General features: G+C 56.2%; 17 protein-coding genes. 9 read left to right on the forward strand and 8 right to left on the reverse strand.

Annotated features, from left to right (window positions below):
• Positions 1–203 (forward strand): hypothetical protein (locus tag Pla52o_RS26920; protein WP_197169237.1); only part of this gene is annotated, 203 nt, incomplete at its 5' end.
• A 171-nt stretch (positions 204–374) separates the two neighbouring features.
• Here Pla52o_RS26920 and Pla52o_RS13960 read toward each other — a convergent pair.
• The 3 genes from Pla52o_RS13960 to Pla52o_RS13970 form a co-directional block, all read right to left on the reverse strand.
• Positions 375–1,706 (reverse strand): DUF1015 domain-containing protein, encoded by a 1,332-nt coding sequence (locus tag Pla52o_RS13960; RefSeq protein ID WP_146595257.1) that lies wholly within the window; start codon positions 1,704–1,706, stop codon positions 375–377.
• A 234-nt stretch (positions 1,707–1,940) separates the two neighbouring features.
• Positions 1,941–3,281 carry an adenosylhomocysteinase gene (gene ahcY / locus Pla52o_RS13965; protein ID WP_146595258.1) on the reverse strand — a complete coding sequence of 447 codons (1,341 nt, stop codon included), beginning with the start codon at positions 3,279–3,281 and terminating at the stop codon, positions 1,941–1,943.
• Positions 3,282–3,496: 215 nt separating this feature from the next.
• Positions 3,497–4,162 carry a phosphoribosylanthranilate isomerase gene (locus tag Pla52o_RS13970; RefSeq protein WP_231612328.1) on the reverse strand — a complete coding sequence of 222 codons (666 nt, stop codon included), beginning with the start codon at positions 4,160–4,162 and terminating at the stop codon, positions 3,497–3,499.
• A gap of 94 nt (positions 4,163–4,256) precedes the next feature.
• Here Pla52o_RS13970 and Pla52o_RS13975 point away from each other — a divergent pair, with 94 nt between their 5' ends.
• Entirely contained in the window at positions 4,257–4,925 is a 669-nt protein-coding gene (locus Pla52o_RS13975) for a hypothetical protein (protein WP_146595259.1), read from the forward strand.
• A gap of 303 nt (positions 4,926–5,228) precedes the next feature.
• On the opposite strand, the gene Pla52o_RS13980 is transcribed toward Pla52o_RS13975, so the two are convergent.
• Together Pla52o_RS13980 and Pla52o_RS13985 are read right to left on the reverse strand one after the other, a co-directional pair.
• Positions 5,229–6,566, reverse strand: a complete 1,338-nt coding sequence (locus Pla52o_RS13980; protein ID WP_146595260.1) for a DUF1552 domain-containing protein — start codon at positions 6,564–6,566, stop codon at positions 5,229–5,231.
• 11 nt (positions 6,567–6,577) lie between these two features.
• Entirely contained in the window at positions 6,578–8,899 is a 2,322-nt protein-coding gene (locus Pla52o_RS13985) for a DUF1588 domain-containing protein (RefSeq protein WP_146595261.1), read from the reverse strand.
• Positions 8,900–9,599: 700 nt separating this feature from the next.
• Here Pla52o_RS13985 and Pla52o_RS13990 point away from each other — a divergent pair.
• The gene (locus Pla52o_RS13990; protein WP_146595262.1) at positions 9,600–9,965 is read left to right on the forward strand and encodes an STAS domain-containing protein; all 366 of its coding nucleotides are present in this window, start codon (positions 9,600–9,602) and stop codon (positions 9,963–9,965) included.
• A 206-nt stretch (positions 9,966–10,171) separates the two neighbouring features.
• Here Pla52o_RS13990 and Pla52o_RS13995 read toward each other — a convergent pair whose 3' ends face one another.
• On the reverse strand, positions 10,172–11,443 hold the full coding sequence (locus Pla52o_RS13995; protein WP_146595263.1) for a hypothetical protein: 1,272 nt from the start codon (positions 11,441–11,443) through the stop codon (positions 10,172–10,174).
• A 26-nt stretch (positions 11,444–11,469) separates the two neighbouring features.
• Here Pla52o_RS13995 and Pla52o_RS14000 point away from each other — a divergent pair, with 26 nt between their 5' ends.
• A complete protein-coding gene (locus Pla52o_RS14000; RefSeq protein WP_231612329.1) occupies positions 11,470–12,471 on the forward strand; it encodes an extracellular solute-binding protein in 1,002 nt (333 codons plus the stop codon).
• Between the two features lie 82 nt (positions 12,472–12,553).
• On the opposite strand, the gene Pla52o_RS14005 is transcribed toward Pla52o_RS14000, so the two are convergent.
• On the reverse strand, positions 12,554–13,144 hold the full coding sequence (locus Pla52o_RS14005; protein ID WP_197169239.1) for a glycosyltransferase family 2 protein: 591 nt from the start codon (positions 13,142–13,144) through the stop codon (positions 12,554–12,556).
• 281 nt (positions 13,145–13,425) lie between these two features.
• Here Pla52o_RS14005 and hisI point away from each other — a divergent pair, with 281 nt between their 5' ends.
• The 3 genes from hisI to miaA all read left to right on the forward strand — a co-directional run bounded on the left by hisI (position 13,426) and on the right by miaA (position 15,662).
• Positions 13,426–13,830 carry a phosphoribosyl-AMP cyclohydrolase gene (gene hisI / locus Pla52o_RS14010; RefSeq protein WP_146595266.1) on the forward strand — a complete coding sequence of 135 codons (405 nt, stop codon included), beginning with the start codon at positions 13,426–13,428 and terminating at the stop codon, positions 13,828–13,830.
• A gap of 120 nt (positions 13,831–13,950) precedes the next feature.
• Entirely contained in the window at positions 13,951–14,415 is a 465-nt protein-coding gene (locus tag Pla52o_RS14015) for a RidA family protein (RefSeq protein WP_146595267.1), read from the forward strand.
• 266 nt (positions 14,416–14,681) lie between these two features.
• Entirely contained in the window at positions 14,682–15,662 is a 981-nt protein-coding gene (gene miaA / locus Pla52o_RS14020) for a tRNA (adenosine(37)-N6)-dimethylallyltransferase MiaA (RefSeq protein WP_146595268.1), read from the forward strand.
• A gap of 39 nt (positions 15,663–15,701) precedes the next feature.
• Here miaA and Pla52o_RS14025 read toward each other — a convergent pair whose 3' ends face one another.
• Positions 15,702–17,672 carry a RecQ family ATP-dependent DNA helicase gene (locus tag Pla52o_RS14025; protein ID WP_146595269.1) on the reverse strand — a complete coding sequence of 657 codons (1,971 nt, stop codon included), beginning with the start codon at positions 17,670–17,672 and terminating at the stop codon, positions 15,702–15,704.
• A 547-nt stretch (positions 17,673–18,219) separates the two neighbouring features.
• Between Pla52o_RS14025 and Pla52o_RS14030 the strand changes: the two genes are divergently transcribed.
• Positions 18,220–19,338 (forward strand): exonuclease domain-containing protein, encoded by a 1,119-nt coding sequence (locus Pla52o_RS14030; protein WP_146595270.1) that lies wholly within the window; start codon positions 18,220–18,222, stop codon positions 19,336–19,338.
• Positions 19,339–19,433: 95 nt separating this feature from the next.
• On the forward strand, positions 19,434–20,009 hold the full coding sequence (locus Pla52o_RS14035; RefSeq protein WP_146595271.1) for a pyroglutamyl-peptidase I: 576 nt from the start codon (positions 19,434–19,436) through the stop codon (positions 20,007–20,009).
• Positions 20,010–20,050: the final 41 nt, after the last annotated feature.

Below are 20,050 nucleotides of genomic sequence, written 5' to 3' on the forward strand. Positions count from 1 at the left end.
ATGATCGAGAGAATCGCGAATCCCAACAGATCAATCCCGAAGGCGGCAGCGAATTGCTGCAAATGCTGTTCGATCCAGACTTTGCGATGGTCGAAGTTTTTTCCCGAGTAAGGATCATCCCCCATCAAGAAGCATCGCCGGACAGTTCGATTGTGAACGTGAGCGATCGCGATTTCGCCAGGATCGAAGACTTCGCAGCGTGACAAACGCCCCATCTTGCACCTCGCCAGAGTTGAAGGAACCGTCCAATCTCCGCTAAGAGAATGGTTCCCCTGGCCCCGCCCAAAGTCAACCCCCGAAATGATGCTCTGTCCCTCAGGCTGCTACGAGGAGCATGGGAGCGAGCGTTTTCGGTTTGTGGAGAGCCCTCACAGTCAAGCTAGAGGATTGAAGGTGAGCCCGCTGAGCAACTTAGGATAGAAGTAAGTACTTTTCGCAGGCATCCGCTCCTTGTGCAAACTGATCGCTTCGACGCGCTCTAGCTTCGCGGGCATCACAAGCGCAGCGAGCGTATAAGGCTCGTCGCTGTCGCTCTCCGCTTGACTGCCTTCACCCCGCATCCCTCTCAGCACTTCGTTAACATCGTGGACATAGGTGGGCTTCGGGTGCCCTTCGCACTGGAGCAGTTCGTCGATCACCAATCGATGCAGTAGGCTGACTCCCAGACACTGCCAATCCTTACTCTGGCCCGGCGCCAGCGATTGCATCTTCTCGGCCGCACCATCATTGGCTTTACAAAGAACCCACGTATCATCTTTACAGGCGTACAAACCGATCAAGCCTTGATCGTCTGCGGATTGCATGCTGGACCAGACCGCATTGGCGCCATCGAGCCCTCCAGCGACGATTTCACAATCAAAGCAACCGGCGAGCCGAGCGGTGATTTCGGCAGAGGAAAAGCGTTCGGTGCCACGAAGCAATCGGTGGGTTGGCAAGACGATCATCCCCGGGTCGCTCATTCCGACCAGCACCGTCATTACGAAGTTCGCGGGATGGTCGCTTGGCAGAGCACCATCCTCCGCAATGATTTGATCGCGATAGTTGGCGGCCGTTTCGTAGCGATGGTGGCCATCGGCGACAAACATTGGCTTGTCTTGCATCAGCTGACTGACTCGCTGGATCACGCCGGCATCGGTCACCGGCCACAACTCATGTTTGACATCTAGATGGTCAATCGCCTCGACCGGCTCGACGCCAACGGTTGCAGCATCAAGCAGCGAAATGATCTCGTTTTGAGGATCAGGGTAGAGGCCAAAGATCTGGCTGTTGTTCTGCTTGGTGGCTTGGGTCAACTTCAAGCGATCGACCTTGGCCTTGGGGTGAGTTTCTTCGTGAGGATAAATATCACCTTCACCAAACGGTTGGATGCGAACGCGAGCCACAAAGCCACGACGAATGAACGTTTGCCCCTCGATCGCGAAGGTTTGGTGATAGACGTAGTACGCACACGTTTCGTCTTGCCTTAGCACCCCTTCGCTCTTCCACTGGGTTACAAACTTTGCCGCTCGCACGTACTTTTCGTCCTCGGCGTCGCCGGGCTCAGAGCGGTTCAAGATGATACGAACAACGTTGGCGGGATGCTTTCGGTAGAGCTGATCTTGCAACTGAGGATCGATAACGTCATAGGGCGGTGCGATCACATCCGACAGGGAACCAATATGATTCAAGTTGTAACGAACGGCTGCAAAGGGAGCGATTTGTGGCATCGTTTGATTTGCTTTAGAGGAGACAAGCCCCATTCACGCTTGACGATGATGTTAACATCCGCAGCGTAATCGTGGGCACGCAATGCGGGCAGACAAAGCCATTATCACATGAGACCCCATGTGACTGGGTCTCCATGCGATCGGACCTGAATGCGCGAAAAAAAACTCGGCCGGTGAGGGCCGAGTTCGTGATTATCCGTGACGCTTTACTGCGTAAGCGAAACGCATCAAGACCTAGTATCGGTAGTGATCCGGCTTGTAGGGCCCTTCGACTGGAACGCCCATGTATTCAGCTTGATCGGCGGTCAGGGTGGTCAGCTTGACGCCAAGTTTACCCAGGTGCAATCGCGCGACTTCTTCGTCGAGTGCTTTGGGCAACATGTAAACCTTGTTTTCGTACTCGCCATGCTTAGTCCACAATTCGATTTGGGCCAAGACTTGGTTCGTAAACGAGGTGCTCATCACGAAGCTAGGGTGACCTGTGGCGCAACCCAAGTTAACCAAACGCCCCTTGGCCAAGATCAGGATGCTGCGTCCACTGTCCTTGAACGTGTAGCGATCCACCGCGCCGATATCCGATGGCTTGATCTCATCCTTGGTAGCACGTCCGGCGGCGACTTCCGCTTCCAACCATGCGACGTCGATTTCGGTATCGAAGTGACCGATGTTACAAAGGATGGCATCTTCGGGCATCTCGACCATGTGTTGGCCGAGGATAATGTCCTTGTTGCCAGTCGTGGTGACGTAGAGGTGGCCTTCTTTGCAAGCGTCTTCCATCGTGGTGACTTCGAAACCTTCCATCGCTGCTTGCAATGCATTGATCGGATCGATTTCAGTCACGATCACGCGGCAACCATAACGTTGCAGCGAGTGGGCACAGCCCTTGCCAACGTCACCGTAGCCACAAACCACGGCAACCTTACCGGCCAACATCACGTCGGTAGCTCGCTTGACACCGTCGGCAAGCGATTCGCGGCAACCGTACAAGTTGTCAAACTTACTCTTGGTGGCCGAGTCGTTGACATTGAACGCAGGCACTTGCAGCTTGCCTGAGCGATTGAGGACTTCTAAACGGTGCACGCCAGCGGTGGTTTCTTCGCTGATGCCACGAATTTCAGTGAGCAACTCTGGGAACTTGTCGTGAACCATTGCGGTCAAGTCGCCCCCATCGTCCAAGATCATGTTGATTGGCTTGCCCGAGGGGAAATGCAAGGTTTGTTCGATGCACCAATCGAACTCTTCGTCGTTCATGCCTTTCCAGGCGTAGACAGGGACGCCGGCCGCTGCGATCGCGGCGGCGGCGTGATCTTGGGTGCTGAAAATGTTACAGCTGCTCCAGGTGACTTCGGCCCCCAGTTCGACCAACGTTTCGATCAAAACCGCGGTTTGGATGGTCATGTGCAGGCAGCCCGCGATGCGAGCTCCGGCAAGAGGCTTGGCTTGGCCATACTTTTCACGAAGCGCCATCAAACCGGGCATTTCGTTTTCAGCGAGCTGGATCTCCTTGCGGCCGAATTCCGCAAGCGTGATGTCTTTGACCTTGTAAGGAAGTCGGTTGGTTTCGACTTGTGACACTGCATACTCCAATGTTGAAAAAGGGTTGGAACGAGCGCGTCAGAGGGGTTGCGAACCGAACACAGGGACTCCCGCTGGTTCGCAATCCCCCGAACGCACTTGAGCTCTCAGGGTGTGCTGGTGCTCGATCGCACCGCAACGACGTGCGGCATGATAAACGGAAACAGACTTTTTCGCACGGGGCAAACTGGATGATTCAAATGCCCGCGCCGAAATTAGCCCCAGGCACTCCGCGTTTGAACGCAGAATTGATGAATCAAATCACTCGATTTCTGGCCTCGCGGCGCTTCGACGCCACTCGCCACATCAACGCTTTTCGCCCCCGATGCTTGGATCGCCGCGGCCACGTTTTGTGAGTGCAATCCACCCGCTAACGCCCAGCGGACGTTGGCGTGTTGCGCCGACCATCGCTCTAGGCTGTCCCAATCGAGCGATTGACCGCTGCCGCCGTGTTGCGGGCCCGCGTCGACATCGAGCAAGATTTGACAGTCCCGATCAATCCAGGGACGGGCCAATCGCTCAATTTCCTCGGGAGCCAAGGTGCCGGCGGGAAGCTTGACCGCGTGAATGAGCGGTAGCCCCAAGTTTTGATAGTCCGCGAGATCGGAAACCCGCTCGTCCCCATGCAACTGGATCGCGTCGAGGCCGACTTTCGCGACAACGTCGCCAATCCGCCCCGCCGATTCATTGACAAACACGCCGACACGGTAAAGCCCCCCCGCGTGAGCGAACGCGGACAACTCGGCCGTTGCATCCGCGGCGGGATCAAGGTAACGCACGCTGGGTGGGAAGAAGTTGAGCCCCACTGCGTCGGCCCCCGCCGAACGCACTGCATCAATGTCCGACTTGAAGCGAACTCCACAAATTTTGATTCGAAACACGACAAGCCTACCTAGAACCGGACAAATGACTGGGCCAGCCCATACCGGCTGCCCGATAGATACTACTAGGAAACTCACTTGCGTTGGAGGATGGATGTTCACAAGGAAGTATCAGCGTGTCGATGCCCGCGACCTGCTACTGGTCGCGGTTTCTTCGTTCGTCTTGGCCATTCAGTGGACGCCAGTCGCCGAGGATGCAGCTAAAACGAACACCGTTTTAAGCGATTCAGGGGCGGGGGCTCCGTTCACGAACCCGCCGCAGGCGACTCCCATCTCGGCCCAAGATTCACTCGCCCGTTGGCAGATGGAGGTTGCCGAGATTTACGCCGCGACGGATCGAGCCAAGGCAGCGAAGGAAGCAGGGCATGCAAGCAACTCCGCCGAGATTGCCCAAACCGAGATTGCCCAAATGTCGTTTGAAGCAGCGGTCCCGGCGAAGGCCTCCACTCCGCCCGCTCCGGCGCTGCAGAGAAACCCGCCCTCACCGCATCGCAATTCCATTCCTTTTCTTTCAGCGTTTTTGATCGCGGGGGCTGCTAGCATAATCTTCGCAGCATGGTGCATCTCATTTCCCGCCTCGCCAATGCCGCCAGTGGTGTCGGCCAAGTTCAGGAGTGAATCACAAGACCCCCATTCGGGCCAGACGCTCTCGATCGACGCCCCAGCGGGCTGGTTTACCGTCCGCCAGCCCATCGCGGTTCGGCTTCGCCAAGGTTGTTTTGCCAGCCTTGTCGTGATCGCAATCGCAGCGAGCGTGCTTTAACCCGGGTATTTCATAGTTCGCATTGCAGAGAGTGCCAAGCTGCGGCCGCCAATCGATCCGCCGCTGGGGCCTCAGTCCCGTTAGCATTTGGGAACGGTAGCAATTGGAAACGGGGATTAAGGGCTTATCCTAGGCTGCTAAACGTTGGCTGCTAAACGTTTGACGTTGTCAGGGAGAAACGTGGGCACACGATTTGTTCCACGTTTCGCTTCAAAGGGGCAGCCCGATAACCGCCCCAGGCAACGCCTGGGGTTATCCATGGACGAAATCAAACAACAAGCCCAATCGTCAATCGGGCCTTGATTAGACCAAGCCAGTCAACGCACCTTCACCACAATAGTCAGGGTTACCGAAGCTCTCTGCGGGGTGCCCCATCGCTTCGGCGATGCTAAGCAGCAAGCGGTTGTGTGCGACATTTTTGAACTTCATCGCCCGACCGGTATCGAACCCGAGGCCACCACCGACCAACACAAAGGGGATGTTGTTGCGGGTGTGAGAGTTGCCTTTGCCGAGCTCGTTGGTCCACACGATCGTGGTGTTATCCAAGAGCGAGCCGCTGCCATCGGGCTCGGGTGTTTCAGCGAGTCGCTTGGCCAACAACGCCACTTGCTCGCCGTACCAAGTATTGATCTTGATCAATTTTTCGTACGCCGCCTCGTTCTTGTCGGGCTCGTGCGACAACCCGTGGTGACCTTCGTCGATTCCGAGCCAACGCATCTTCGCGTTCCCGACGCTATTGGTGATTTGATAGGTGGCGACACGGGCATAGTCCGCTGCGAAGCTATTGACCAACAACTCGATTTGCATCTTAGCAATCTGCGGCATGTTGTCGTTTTCGGTGTCAACGTTGGGTGGCATATTGGGAATAGCATGCCCTACGTCGGCCTTCTTTTTCGATTGCTCCAGTTCGGTTTGCAGTTCCTTTTCGACCGAACGGACCATTGCGACATGCTCCTCGAGGATCCGTCGATCTTCGCTGCTGATCATCTTTTCGACGCGGCGAAAATCTTCGCTCAAATCATCCAACACACTCGCTAGCAGTTCACGATTTTTGCTTTGCCCGTAGAGTTTATCAAACATTTGATAAGGATCGCTGATTGGTGCAACCGGTTGATTGGGACCGGCGTAAGACATCCGGGTCCAGGTATCGGCGCGTTCGGGGACCATGACACCAAATTCAAGCGATCCAAAGCGAGTTTGCTTTGTCGGGTCCGCTTGCATTTGTTGTTTTAGATATTGGTCAATCGAAATGCCTTGGGACCAGCCGGCCGGTGTATCCGAACCACCCTGGATATCACCGGGGAACAATTCGACGCCGGTCAACAAGCAACCGATCCCACGCATGTGGCCGTCGCCATCGCCTTGGATTTTGTTGCACACGCCATGCAGCGTCATCATTTGATCCTTGAAACCAGCCAACGGCTCGAGGATCCGTTTGATGTCGTAATCGCGTCCTTCCTTGTCAGGCCAAAAGTGGTCTGGAATCACCCCGTTGGGGCTGAACAGAAAGACGATCCGTTGCTTTCGTGCGGAGGTCGCGGCCGCCCAACCTAGACTCGGCAGACTGAACAAGAAATTCGCGGCAGCGGCGCTGACGCCCAACTTGGTCAGGAACTCGCGGCGAGAAGGTGAAGCATTCATCGTAATACTGCCTAGGTTTCTGGGGTAGGATTCACAGGTTCGGTTGCCGCGGTGACGGCGATCGAAACAATCAAATCTCGGATTTTGAATCCGCTGTTTCGAAATTGCTCGGTCAATTCGGTAAGCGTGTCGGGGCCGTAAGCTCCGATCGGCTGTTTGACAAAATATTCAAAAGCGGCTTCGACGAACGCGCGGTGTGCATCCTCGCTTTGGACGAGGTAGTCTGCCAAATCGCGGGCGTTCTTGAATTGGACCGTGTTGCCTTGGCGGTCTTCATAACCGCCGCTGGCATCGATCGGTCGGTCGTTCTCCTGTTCTCTTAATCGGCCAACCGCGTCGAAGCCTTCCAGTGCAAATCCGAGCGGATTGATTTTGTCGTGGCAAACCAGGCAGTTCACCTCATTGGTTTGCAGCTCCACCCGCTCTCGAGTCGTCAATTGAGGATGCAGATCGGCGTTCAAGGGGGAAAACGCTGCATTCGGAGGCCGCAACGTTCGCCCGAACATATAGCGATACAGGAACACACCGCGGTGAATCGGGGACGTCGTTTGGAAGTAGGACAATTTGCTCATCAAGAGCGGATGATTCAACAGCCCCATTCGTGATGCGGGGTCTGCGACGCTGCGGACGAGTTGACCGGCTTGGTTCGCCGTCTCGCTCTGCGCTTGGTTTGCCGTCTCGCTCTGCTCTTGGTTTGCCGTCTCGCTCTGCTCGAGGGGCTTCCACGCATCCCCATAGAACTCCGCCAGACGCGGGGTGGTGTAAGCCCAGTCGGCTTGGAAAAGCTGGCGATAGTCGCTTGCTTCGCTCCACACGATTTCGTCGATCATGGCCGCAAACGAATTGCGTAAGTCGCTCACAAGCGCCTTGTCAAAACCGGGATAGATCTCGTTGTCCTTGCTGATTTCGTCGGTCTCAGCGACCTCGAACCAATTCAACAGAAACTCGCGTGTTTTCGCCTTGGTGCGATAATCGTTCACCATAGAGCCAGCGGTTTGTCTGATTTGAGCCTCGTGCGCGAGTTCGTTTTTGCCGACCTTCGCAACAAGCCCATCGCCGGTTGGAAGTGAATCAAACATCACTAACGCAAGCCGATTCGCTGCGCGTTGGGAGCGAGACGAATGGGAGTCAAGCAGCGGGTACAAAAAGCGTGGCGATTTCAGCGTCAGCAACATTACGCGGCGAATCGCTTCGCCGTCATCATCTGTGGCATCGAGTTGTTTATCGATATAGATTTGGCGAGTCTCGTCCGGCAGCGCGCCGCGAAACGCCGTGCTCACAATTTCTTCGAGGAAACGACGCAGCAGTGCACGATTCTCGTTCGGCTGCTTTTTGTTTTTTTGTTGGTACTGAGGCCACAGCTCCTCCGCGACCAACTTGGAAAACTCGACCGCGGATTGAGTCGTCGAATCATCCCAAATACGACTGATTTCGGTACCACGTTCATAGCCGTAGCTGCGGTCATCCGGCGGCAATTTCGCTTGCAACGAAAACGCAGCGGGGAAACTGACCGACAACCATTGCCGCTCGGGAATGATCGATTCGACGCCGCCTGGGGGAATCCAGGAGAGCGATAGCGAGGCCGGGGGTTGCTCCGTTTTGCGTTTCCGTTGAGTGAACTCCAATTTGACCGGGTAACCGCGACCGGCAGTCAATTGGATGCGTTTGCGGAACTCGGTGCGACCTGCGGATTGCACATGGTTGTCAATAAAAATCCGTTGCGGCCCGCCGAGCGACATTTTGCACGAACAGGTGCTGCGCAGCACGATTTCGTATTCGCCCGTACGATCCGGCATCAGCGTGCCGCTCCAATGGATATAGTACTCTTCGGGCTTGATCCCTTCGCCCGGTCCGTCGTGACCGAAATCAAAATCGAGCACCGGATCGGTGCGTTCGATCATCTTGGCTTCGTTCTTCCATCGCGGAGTATCGAAGTAGATGCCACGAACACCGTGTTCATCGTGGTTCCAACCGCTGCCCGACAATTTTGCAAACAGGTCCGCCAAGCTCTGACGCAATTGGTCGCCAGTCAAACGCGATAAACTAATTTTCGGAGGACGATTGCGAACGCGAGCTGCTTCGCTGTAGAAGGATTTGTAAATGTAATTTGCGACCGCGACCGCATCCTCGCCTTGACAAGACTCTGGATCATCTTCGGGCATCGTCTCCGAAATGATCTTTGCCAGCTGCCCCAGCGACGCGTCGCCCGCCAGTGCGTTTGCGTACTCAGACTCAACGCCTTGGCCTTCGCCGCCGTGGCACGATGCACATTGACTTACATAAATCGACCTCCCTCGTTCCACCTCTTCCGATTTCGCATGCAATCTTGGCATAACGAAGCCGACGATAGTGACGATCGCGATGCGGCAGTAAAGGTGAAAGTGGAACACGATGCTCAGTAATGCGTGGTTCGTGGTAGGCTCGAAATGCAATCGGGGAATTCACATCACGGTGGCATGGCAATGGCGAACTCTGTGCCCGCCAATCGATGTGCCCGCCAATCGAGCGGAGCCCCCGTCGAGCGGAGAGGCATGCGATGCGTAGGCACGTGCGGCGGGAAGGGAGGGGAGGCTCCCATTATACCAACCCGAAAAGGCCAAAACACGGTATCAACACCGTTTTTAACATGGCCAGTTTCAACAAGGCCAGCGATTTAATCCCCAGGCACAAGCGAGGGAGGGGCAGCGGGGAGGTGGGCGGATACAACGCACGGGAGAGGCGGGGGAGACAACGCCCGCCCCGCCAGCGGGAGTCCGTTTGGATTGTCCAAGAGGCCGACCCCCAAAACATCGAAAGGCGAAGGCGCTCTAAAATGCGCAAGAATCAGGCTGTCTGCTGTTTTTTCAGGCAAATCATCCCTGTCAGTGGAACGATCCGAATCGCGACTCACCAATATCCACACCGTTAGGCGGCTGCAGCGGACCATTAACCCCCATTGCATGCGTCATTCTCAGGATGCCATTTATGGTATGTAACGTGCGGTAAAGAAAGGAGTTCACGCTTCATTCACACTCCACTGGGGAACGGCAAACAATGACTGTTAGCCAGGATTATCGCCACGATTCGCCCGCTCCGGTTTCATCGGCCCAGGGAGCGCCATCACCCCCCGGTGAAGCGGAACGCAATCGCCATTGGTTAGTCGTCGCAAAACAAGAAGCGGCCCTGACGGAGGGGGAAGTGGTTGTGATCGACCTTTCCAATGTGGAAAGGATTGACAGCAATGAGTTGTCGGAATTGATTCGCTTGCAGCTCTCAGCGAGAAGCCGCGGGGGAAGTCTGATGCTCAAAAATGCCCACAAGAACTTGCAAAAAGTCTTTGCAATGACCCGCTTGGATCGGCTGATCGAGATGCGATTGCCGATGTTGACGGAGCCTGTTCCGGCACCGCCTCGGGAATAGATTCCGCTTGCTTAGAGAAACTCGGCTTGGTCAGCCCTCGCATCGTCGTTTTCAAGTCGCGTCATTGCCGTTTTTCCCAGGCAATACGAACCCGACGCGTTATCGAGGGACCGAGTCAAGTGTGAGATTCCCTCGCTGACGCGGCGGGTTATGAAAAACACGCAACCTCAAAACATTACCGAAGGTTTGCTCACCTAGCCGAGGTGTTATTTCGCGGAGACATTCACTGCATAGACGCCTGAATTCTCACTACGGCTGTCAACTCGGTCGTTAATCTGCAGCACCAACCAACTTTCGGCCTCCACGGTGATCTCGGCTTCCGAGGCGACTGAAATCGTTTTGAGCGGTTCACACGTCGGTTGATTCGTATGCGTTACCGAGACCAAGCAGACAACCAACTGGCCCAGCGGTCGACCGTTGACATACTCGATCGTGACTCCCGCTGGTTCGCTTACCCAGTCCTTCGCTCGCTTGGCAATCACACAGCGGCCAACCGCAGCGAGGTTCAAGCGACTGCCTGCGGGGATGCGGACACCGAGAGATTGCCATCCTTGGTCGGCGGCGACGTTGATCGCGAGCGGCTGTCCCTGCCAACTGGGGTCATCGACCGACAACGTCACCCTTTCGCGCGACCAATCAAAGCCGTAATCGAGTTGATGGCACATCAACCGCCAACGGGCAATCACGGCCGGCCACTCGGGCAACAATCGTTGATAGATTTGGCGTGTAAAGTTCGGCCCCGAGTCGCGTCCACTTCGAGCGGACGCGCGAAACACATCGCGGTACTCATCGTACTGTGATAACAACATCGCCGCTGCCCAGCACCAACCATAGCTTTCGACGTCCGCATTGAGATTGGCGGGGTATCGCATGACCGTCTCGAGCGTGGGGACCGCCCCGTCGTCTCGCCGTTGGCTCATCAATTTCAATCGCCCCCAATAGGGAACCGAAGATCGGTCGGCGGGAAAGCGATTGATGATTGTGGTCGCTCCAGCCCCTTGGTGAGTCGCCAATAATTCCGCGGTTCCCTCCATAAACCAGGAGGGCCCCGCGCCGCCGAATTGATCAAACGCGAGCGCGTGGACCCCTTCGTGAAGCAGCAAGTGGCGGGTGTAATAGGGGCTCGGTTGAGACATAATCCAAATGGAGTTTCCCAGCGCGTACCCCTCCTTGAAATCGGGAACTCGAGGATCGATCAATCCAGCACTCTGGAAAGACGGCTTGTTTTGCATCACAAACGCCTTCACACTCCAAGCGTCGAGCGAACGCTCGGGCAATCCCCAGAATTCTCGCCATTGCTCGACGGCGTGATCGAACGACGCGACCAATTCGTTCGCCTCGGCCTCCGATTCGATGTCCGAGGTGAGCACGATATGTTGGCCGGTCACGTTGTGAAATTCATCCGCGAGAGTCGCCGTTGCCATCCCCGAGACGATCCACCATGCCGCTAACCAGGTTTGAATTTGTGTTCCATTCATACGCACAGCTTACCGCTTTTCTCGTTTTGTGTTCAGCACTTCTCGTCGCCAGCGGATGTGTCCAGCGCGCCGAGACCGATGTCGTGGTCTATTCCGCGTTGGACGAAGAATTCGCAACGCCAATCCTCGATGCCTTCGAGCGGTCGACGGAGAGTGAAACCCGTGTGATTGGAAAATTCGATATCGAATCGACCAAGACGGTCGGGTTGGTCAATCGCATTATCGCTGAGAAAGAGGCACCGATTTGCGATTTGTTCTGGAACAACGAAATCATGCACACCCTGCGGTTACAGAAACTGGGGCTACTCGAACCGCGATCCTGGAATGTCGAAGCGGGCTGGCCAGCGGAGATGATCGCCAGCGACGGAACATGGTGTGGGTTCGCCGCTCGAGCGCGCGTGTTGATCGTCAATACCGAAATGATTCCCAACCCGAGCGATTACCCTCGCTCAGTAGCCGACCTTGCCGACAAAAAATGGAAGGGACAATGTGCGATGGCGCGGCCTTTGTTCGGTACCACCGCCACGCACTTTGCGGTGCTGCGTGAAATCCAAGGGCGCCAAGCGACGCTCGACCAACTGCAACAGATACGCGATAACGCCGTGATCTTGTCCGGCAATAAGCAGGTCGCTCAGGCCGTGTCCGCTGGAACGGTCGCTTGGGGCTTAACGGACACCGATGATGCCATCATTGAAAAAGACTTAGGCCGCTCGGTCGCAATCATTTACCCGGATCAAGCCTCCGATCAACCAGGCACGCTACGCATTCCCAATACAATTGCCGTCCTGAAGAACGCACCGCATCCGGTTGCCGCCGGCTTGCTTGCCGATTACTTGCTTCGTCCCGAAACCGAAGATCGCTTGGCGATGGGGGACAGCAGTCAAATGCCATTGTCGCGATCGAGCAAGTTCTCGCCTCGTGTTTTGCCCGAGACTCCGGTGCGTTGGATGCAGGTCAATTTTGAAACCGCAGCCGACGATTGGGAGAACTGGGCCACGCAGCTGCAAGCGTTAGGGCTGGGCCAATAACGATGGGGCCGGTAACGATAGGCACCGCATGGCGGTGCGTTGCGGTTTTCGCGGAGACAGCGGACTGAAACGCAACGCGGCCTCACATCGTCTCGAGCGACGTCGATCGCAAAACCTCGCCTTGTAAACGAAGCTGTTCCCCGGCCGGGCCGGCCAATCGCTGTAAATGGGGCCGCCGTACCATTTGCAAGCACGCGGAGGTGCCCTCTACGGGCGGGGCATCAAACTGCAGATCTGCGGACGTTCCCCAAGCTCGTAAGCGACGAAGCAGTGCCGGCGCGATCGGTTGCGGCTTGCTTTCGGCGCGAGCGGCGACGACGGAGTGATCTTCGCTCACCTTGAGCAACCGCCGCAGATCTTCGATGCGGACCATCGTATCGGATTCTTGGATGAAGACGAGTTCTCCCGTCGCACGCTCCAATCCGGTTTGACCGGCAGCTTCCATGCCCCGCGGACGTGAATGGCGAACCACACGTAGTTGAGGGTAATGGGACTGCAGTTCGGCGAGCACTTCGGAGGTCGCGTCTCGGCTGCCGTCATCGACGACCACCACTTCGCTAGGATCGTGAGTCAATTCGGCAAGGGCGGCGAGCACGAATTCGACGCGTTCTCGAATCCGGCTTTCACCGTCACGAACGGGCAGCACTACCGACATTTTTGCTGGAGTGGACATGACGCATAAAACTCCGATCCGGCGGCGATGATCAGGATGGTCGCCGCCGGAGTTTTTCCGCGAGTGAGGGACCGACATCAACGAGGCGTTGTGCAAATGTTTTCGGTCGCCGAGGGGGTAGTCGTGCAAGTGGACTTGGCATTGTCTGAATTTGCCAGTCGTTCCTGCGATGCCGGATCGACCTATAATGTGAGTCGACACGCCACGGATTTTCGACCGAGGGTCCTGTGGAACGTGTTTTTGTACCCTTTGTTCTCTCGCAAAAGCGACCATTTCCTGCCATGTCCACCGACGACTCCCCCCTTCCTAACTTCGCCCGCGGTACCGACGGCTTACTTCCTGCCATTGCTCAAGATGCCACCAACGATCGCGTGTTGATGATGGCTTGGATGAACGAAGAGGCGTGGAAGGAAACCCTGCAATCGGGTTACGCAGTCTATTACAGTCGCAGTCGTAGCCAGCTTTGGCGCAAAGGGGAAACCAGTGGCCATCGGCAACAGATCGAAGAAATACGAGTCGACTGCGACGCCGATACGATCCTGCTGAAAGTGCACCAGAAAGGGGCGGCGTGTCACGAAGGCTTCGAAAGTTGCTTCTTTCGCAAGGTCAATGCGGAGGGAACGGTCGCCATCGCCGATGAAAGGCTTGTCGACCCCGCCCAGGTCTATGGAAAGAAGTCTAGCTGAGCATCTGGCCGGGGGGCGAGTTGGAAAGCGTCTCCGAACCGGGTACGATCTTGCCTCTCACGACGCAGAATTCTCCGCAATCAATATCTCGTTATCGATCCCCACCTGGAGTTTGAACCAATGAATGCAGAAGCGAAGTTGAAAGAGTTAGGATTTGAACTACCCCCCGCTCCAAAACCCATCGGTGTTTATAAGCCGATGTTGATTGTCGGAAACTTGGCCTATTTGTCGGGGCACGGGCCAATGAAACCGAACAAAACGTTGATCACGGGCCGCTTGGGCTTGGATATGGACGTTGAGGCCGGCTACGAGGCCGCACGATTGACGGGGCTCGGAATGTTGGCCACGCTCCAATCCCAACTCGGTAGCCTCGACAAGGTCAAACGCCTCGTCAAATTGCTCGGATTGGTTCGTTGTTCAGATGGTTTCGACAAGCAACCCGCCGTGATCAACGGTTGCAGCGAACTGTTTCGCGACGTTTTCGGCGAAGAAGCCGGTGTGGCGGCACGCAGTGCGTTGGGAACCAATTCGTTGCCCGGCGGAATCGCGGTCGAGATCGAAGCGATTTTTGAAGTCGAAGTCTAACGACGAAGGTGAACCGCAGATCTCCGGGGGGTCGCGAAAGTCAGCGAGACTTTCGCCGCTTCTCCGGGGCACCTCCCGTCGCCCCCCTCTGCAGGAAAACCAACTCCGGTGGGACTTCCATTTTTGCGTGCCACGGGTTCCGTTACTCCGCATGATTCGTTGCCGCATGGACGCTTCGCCTACAATGCGAAGTGAAACACTCCGCAGGTCTTCGGACGCGCTCCGATTTCCGACGCACCCAGAAGAGGGCACCCGCCACACGCACCATGACTGAGCGGATCAATGTAAAGCCGGAAACGTTCCCTCCGCTCGTCGATCGCGCGATCATTATCACCGGTCCCACCGCGTCGGGCAAAAGTGCCGTGGCGATCGAACTGGCTCGATTGATCGGTGGCGAAATTCTTTCCCTCGATTCCATCGCGGTTTACCGAGGGATGGATATTGGCAGCGCAAAGCCGACCCGCGAAGATTGCGCCCAAATCCCCCATCATTTGATTGACCTTGTCGACCCGAACGATGAATTTAGCGTGGTCTGCTATTTGAAAGCGGCGCATGCCATCGTCGATCGACTCGAAGCCGAACGCAAACCGGCCATCTTTGTGGGCGGGACACCGATGTTTCTAAAAGGGGTGTTACGGGGCTTCGATCCGGGCCCCCCCGCCGACGAAGCGTTTCGTCACGCGGTCCAACAGGATGTCGAGCGTTTCGGAGTCGACGCGCTGCGAAAACGGCTTCGACAAGTCGATCCGCTGGCCGCTCACCGCATCGATCCGGGGGACGTGCGGCGGATGATCCGGGCGCTCGAAGTCGCTTACCAAACAGGCCAACCCCTCAGCCACCGACAACTTCAGTTCGACGAGGTGCGTGATGCATCCTCGTGTAACGTGTTTCGGCTGGGATGGGATCGCAAGGTGTTGCATGAGCGAATCAATCGCCGCGTCGAACAAATGTTCGCGCGGGGGTTTGTCGATGAGGTTCGCTCGTTGACCAAGCAATATGGCGTGTTTTCAAAGACAGCGGCACAAGCGGTTGGCTATCGAGAATTGCTGGAGTGCTTGAGCCAACATGGCGATCTCGAAACAACGAAGCAAGAGATTGCAGCTCACACGCGGCAAATGGCAAGACGGCAAGAGACGTGGTTTCGATCTTTCCGCGAGCTTCGCTCATTGCAGCTCAACGAACCGATCGACGCCTGCGCCATCGCGGCGAGCATCCAGACGCAACTGGTTGCCGCATCCCGTTCCTAGCCGGGGCCTAACTGGGCCTAACTGGGGCCTAACTGGGGCCTAATCGGGTTCTCCGCCGACTTCATTCAAGACATCCTGGAAGGGCATTTCCCGACAAACGCCGAAGTGCGGTTCACGTGTCATTCGCGATCGAAACATGGCTGGCGTCGACAAACCGCACAAAAACCTCGCTCGTTGGCGTGCCGTGACCATGCGCTGGGGATACTTGTGGACCATCTCTTGAATGATTCCGGTGGCCGAATCGCCGAGTGACCGCGGAGGAGGAACGGGGATCTCAAACGGTCCCTCGCCACGACAAAAACTACAATGGCCACAGACACTCGGCAATGTCTCTCCGAAGTGCGCAGACAATGTCTCGGCTTGGCACGAGCGTGCTTCAGCTAACCGCAGGACAGCGTCGAGACGTTGCACTTCGGCGGCTTCACGGCGGAGCATCCGGTCGGTCAATTTGCCCGCTAACCTACGCAGGTTTTTGACCTCTTTGATCCATCGATAACCGTGCGTTAGGTCACTGACATCGACATCTAACCAACCTTGTTCGGCCATGAACTCGACCGCTTTAACAATCGTTTTCCGTTCGCAATTTAAGCGATTCGCAGCCAACGTCACGTTCAATAGGAACCGCGTCCGCCCCTTGGTCAAGTGCGATAGAACTGCGGCAATAAACTCACGCTGCTCGCCATCAACCCGTTTCAAAATCGATTGCAAACTAACAAGCGGTTGAATCTTGTACTTCTCATAGCGAGCCGAAGTGGCAAGCAAATAGCCATCCAATTCCAGGTAGGTTAGCAAGGTACGAACAACCGGCATACGAACGTCCGACTCCGACGACAAGCGGTAATGCGAGACATGGAACTCCCCGCGATTGCCGCGCAATAGCTCGATCAATTGAAGCACCCCTTGGCGTGTAGGGGTGTCGCCGTAAGTGAAATTGTCGAGCACCACCCGGTCCTCCGGTACCATGATGAGTTCACAAACCGATTCCTTTCGATCTCTTCCGGCACGGCCAATTTCTTGAGCGTACGCCTCCAGCGATTTTGGGGGATTGAAATGATAGACATAGCGGATGTTTGCTTTGTCGATTCCCATCCCGAAGGCGATGGTGGCAACGACCACTCCTCGGCGGGACTTGAGAAAAGCCTGCTGGACTTCCATACGCTGGTCCATTTCAAGACCCGCGTGATAGGCGTTTGCGGCAATGCCATCGTCGCTCAATCTCGCTGCGATCTCTTCAGCGGCGCGTTGTGTGGTGACGTAAATAAGCGTCGAACCTTGGGGGCGAGACGTCAACTGAGATAGCAGGTGCGGGTATTGTTCCTCGGCGCTTAGAACGATGCTGCGGAGGTGCAGATTGGGTCGGTAAAAGGGAGTGCGAATCGCATCCTTTTTCGCGATCCCAAATGCCTTTCGTATATCGGCAAGTACCGCGGGAGTGGCGGTCGCCGTTAAAGTGAGCACTCGTTGGGCGGAAAAACGCTGAGCGATCTCGGCAAGCTTTAAATAGTCGGGACGAAAATTGTGCCCCCACTGGCTAATGCAATGAGCCTCGTCAATGGCCAGCAAGGCAATTTCGAGCGACGCCAGCGACGAGACAAAACGTTCATTAAAGAAACGTTCCGGAGCAACATAGATCAACTTGCATCGCCCCTCGCGGATGCTTCGCATCGCATCGCGGAACTCCCCAGGCGACATGCTCGAATCGAGTCGCACCGCGGCAATCCCACGGGCCCGCAGCGAGTCGCATTGGTCTTTCATCAACGCAATCAGCGGCGAGACCACCACGGTAATGCCGGAAAAAAGCAAGCTCGGCAATTGGTAGCAAAGACTCTTGCCTCCCCCGGTTGGAAAGACCGCAGCAACATTCCGGCCTTGAAGCAATCGCTCAATCACGGCCCGTTGGCCGCGTCGAAAGGAACGCAGCTTAAATTCGCTGCGCAGCAGTTCGCGTAGATCAACCGCAGCGAAGTCGGTCGACTTCGGCTGTTCGGATCCGGCTGCTTTTGATTCCATCACACTTTCCAAGTTCGATCGCTTCCGTCGCGACCATCGTACCCGAAACAATGCGTGTTGATCAGCTTGGATCTCCTAGAGAAATCTCAGCACCGCTGTGATTCAAACAACGACGTCCCTCACATCCGATCAACATTTCACCCGTTTTTGCCGCTTCGGAAACAGGGAACGAGGCCGTCAAATGGAGCGGAACATCGTTCCGTTCAATGGCAACTCGGTGTCCGAGAACGAGCATGGCCACCGGTGTGCGATACCAGGAAGTGAATCCGGCCGGAGACTCACATTGGGGAAGTGGCTTTTTGAAGGCACATTTCCGCTCCGCCGCAGGAGGCTCAGGGGGAATTTCCCCCACCGGTGCAACCGCCTAGAATGAAGAGACTCCTCCCTAGGAACAATCAAAAAACATGTCCAATCGGTAAAGAACCACCCATCGGAGAATGCCGCTTGGAAGCAAAACCAAGGGTGGCGGTGGTGGACTGATTCGACCGATTTTGACATGGGGAAGATGTTGAATCGCTCTCCTTGAAGCTATGGAAACGGGGTTCGAATGAACTTTGCCGCAAATTTCACCGCCATTGATTTTGAAACGGCGACCCACCGTTCCGATAGCGCATGTCAACTTGCCGGGGTAGTGGTTCGCGATGGCGTCGTGGTTGATTCGAAGGTTTGGTTGATTCGTCCCAAGCCGTTTTTGTTCAGTCCCGCCAATATTCAGATCCATGGCATTTCCCCCGAACAAGTCCGTGATCAACCGGACTTTGGCGAACGGTGGCCCGAGGTAGCCAAATTCCTCCGAATTCATTCTAGCGATCGCCCTGGAGCCGAGCCGGAATGCCTCGTCGCGCACAACGCGAGCTTCGACATGGGGGTTTTGATGGGTTGTTTGCATACGCATCAGATTCCCATCCCTGATATCCAGTACACATGCACCCGAGCGATTGCTCGGCAAGTTTGGCCCGAGCGGCCTCGCTTCGGACTCAAACCGCTCGCCGATTGGCTGGGCCTTCGTTTTCACCATCACGATGCGTTGGAAGATTCTCGGGTCTGCGCTCAGATCCTCTTGGCGGCGGGGATCCAAGCGGGGGTTGCCACGCTCGAAGAGCTTGAGCAATCGGTCAAACTTTCACGCGGGGTGGCTGGCGGATGGGGCAAGCGAGGTCCAGCGAAATCTCATTTCCGAAAACCGAACCCGCATCGGGCCGCCGCTTCGTCGCACGGGGGGCCCGCTCGGCTGCCCACCCTATCGCGACAAGGAAATGCCCAGCGGCGTCCTGATTCGGTGGCCATTGATTCCGCGCTGGGCACGCCAGGACGCGATCCGAACGGCGCGAGCCAAGCTCCGTCGATGGACCTGCAGCGTTTGTTCGTCCGCGCCGAATTCATCCGCCCCTTGGCAGGAAAAACCGTCGTTTTCACTGGGAAATTTGAACATCTTAGTCGCGAAGATGCCGAGTCGCTGGCCAAGCGCCTAGGCGGAACTTGCCAGTCCACCGTGACCGCAAAAACCAATCTACTCGTCGTCGGCAAAACCGATCGGAAGACCACGCACGTGGAGCGTTCGATCAGCGTGAAGGAAGAGGTGGCGCGCGATCTCCAAGCCGGCGGAGGAGCTATCCGCATCATCGGCGAACACGACTTTTTGGGCTTCGTGGTCGCGCCGTCGTAAACACCGCAAGATTTTTGCCTACTCTCTTTAGAGGTGACCTATGCTTAGGGGCGACTGCGTTTCCAATCAAAGCGATATCACCTTGGAATGAACTTGTGACCCGTGTACTGCTGACGGCATTCGAGCCCTACGAACGTTGGACCGAAAATTCGAGTTGGTTAGCGCTGATCGAACTGACTCAGTGGTACGATGGTCATGCCGATTTGACCACGCGACGCTATCCCGTCGATTTAGCGCTGATGAGCGGCCAATTGAAAAAGGATTTGCAAGACGACTACGACTTGGCAATCCATCTTGGCCAAGCTCCGGGCATTCCCCTGATCAAGCTCGAGTCGATCGGATTGAATGTTCGCGGTGATGGGACGCCGCTACTGAAAGATGCTCCCGCGGCTTACCAATCCTCGCTGCCGCTCGAACGCTGCCGCGACCGGTTGATTGAGTCGGGGATCCCCTGCGAAGTTTCGCATCATGCGGGAACTTATTTGTGCAACGCCGCCCTGTATTTAAGCCAACATTTTTCGCATTCGTTTGCCATGAAGACGCGAAGTGTCTTCATTCACTTGCCGCTCTCGCCGGCCCAGGCGGCGCGTGATTCGGATCGTTTACCGAGCATGAGCACGCCGATGGTCAGCGCCGCGTTGGCCATGATTGTCGAGACATTAAGCGAGTAGAGGCTTGTGGTGATGGCGAGTTCGATTCGACTCGCTTCGCG

The sequence above is a fragment of the Novipirellula galeiformis genome (assembly GCF_007860095.1).
GTDB lineage: Bacteria > Planctomycetota > Planctomycetia > Pirellulales > Pirellulaceae > Novipirellula > Novipirellula galeiformis.

Bases quoted from the DNA above. Each gene is read 5' to 3' on its own strand.
- miaA (WP_146595268.1), top strand. From the start codon at position 14,682: ATGACTGAGCGGATCAATGTAAAGCCGGAAACGTTCCCTCCGCTCGTC.
- Pla52o_RS13975 (WP_146595259.1), top strand. From the start codon at position 4,257: ATGTTCACAAGGAAGTATCAGCGTGTCGATGCCCGCGACCTGCTACTG.
- Pla52o_RS13985 (WP_146595261.1), bottom strand. From the start codon at position 8,899: ATGCCAAGATTGCATGCGAAATCGGAAGAGGTGGAACGAGGGAGGTCG.
- hisI (WP_146595266.1), top strand. From the start codon at position 13,426: ATGTCCACCGACGACTCCCCCCTTCCTAACTTCGCCCGCGGTACCGAC.
- Pla52o_RS13990 (WP_146595262.1), top strand. From the start codon at position 9,600: ATGACTGTTAGCCAGGATTATCGCCACGATTCGCCCGCTCCGGTTTCA.
- Pla52o_RS14005 (WP_197169239.1), bottom strand. From the start codon at position 13,144: ATGTCCACTCCAGCAAAAATGTCGGTAGTGCTGCCCGTTCGTGACGGT.
- Pla52o_RS13995 (WP_146595263.1), bottom strand. From the start codon at position 11,443: ATGAATGGAACACAAATTCAAACCTGGTTAGCGGCATGGTGGATCGTC.
- Pla52o_RS14015 (WP_146595267.1), top strand. From the start codon at position 13,951: ATGAATGCAGAAGCGAAGTTGAAAGAGTTAGGATTTGAACTACCCCCC.
- Pla52o_RS14025 (WP_146595269.1), bottom strand. From the start codon at position 17,672: ATGGAATCAAAAGCAGCCGGATCCGAACAGCCGAAGTCGACCGACTTC.
- Pla52o_RS13980 (WP_146595260.1), bottom strand. From the start codon at position 6,566: ATGAATGCTTCACCTTCTCGCCGCGAGTTCCTGACCAAGTTGGGCGTC.
- Pla52o_RS14030 (WP_146595270.1), top strand. From the start codon at position 18,220: ATGAACTTTGCCGCAAATTTCACCGCCATTGATTTTGAAACGGCGACC.
- Pla52o_RS13960 (WP_146595257.1), bottom strand. From the start codon at position 1,706: ATGCCACAAATCGCTCCCTTTGCAGCCGTTCGTTACAACTTGAATCAT.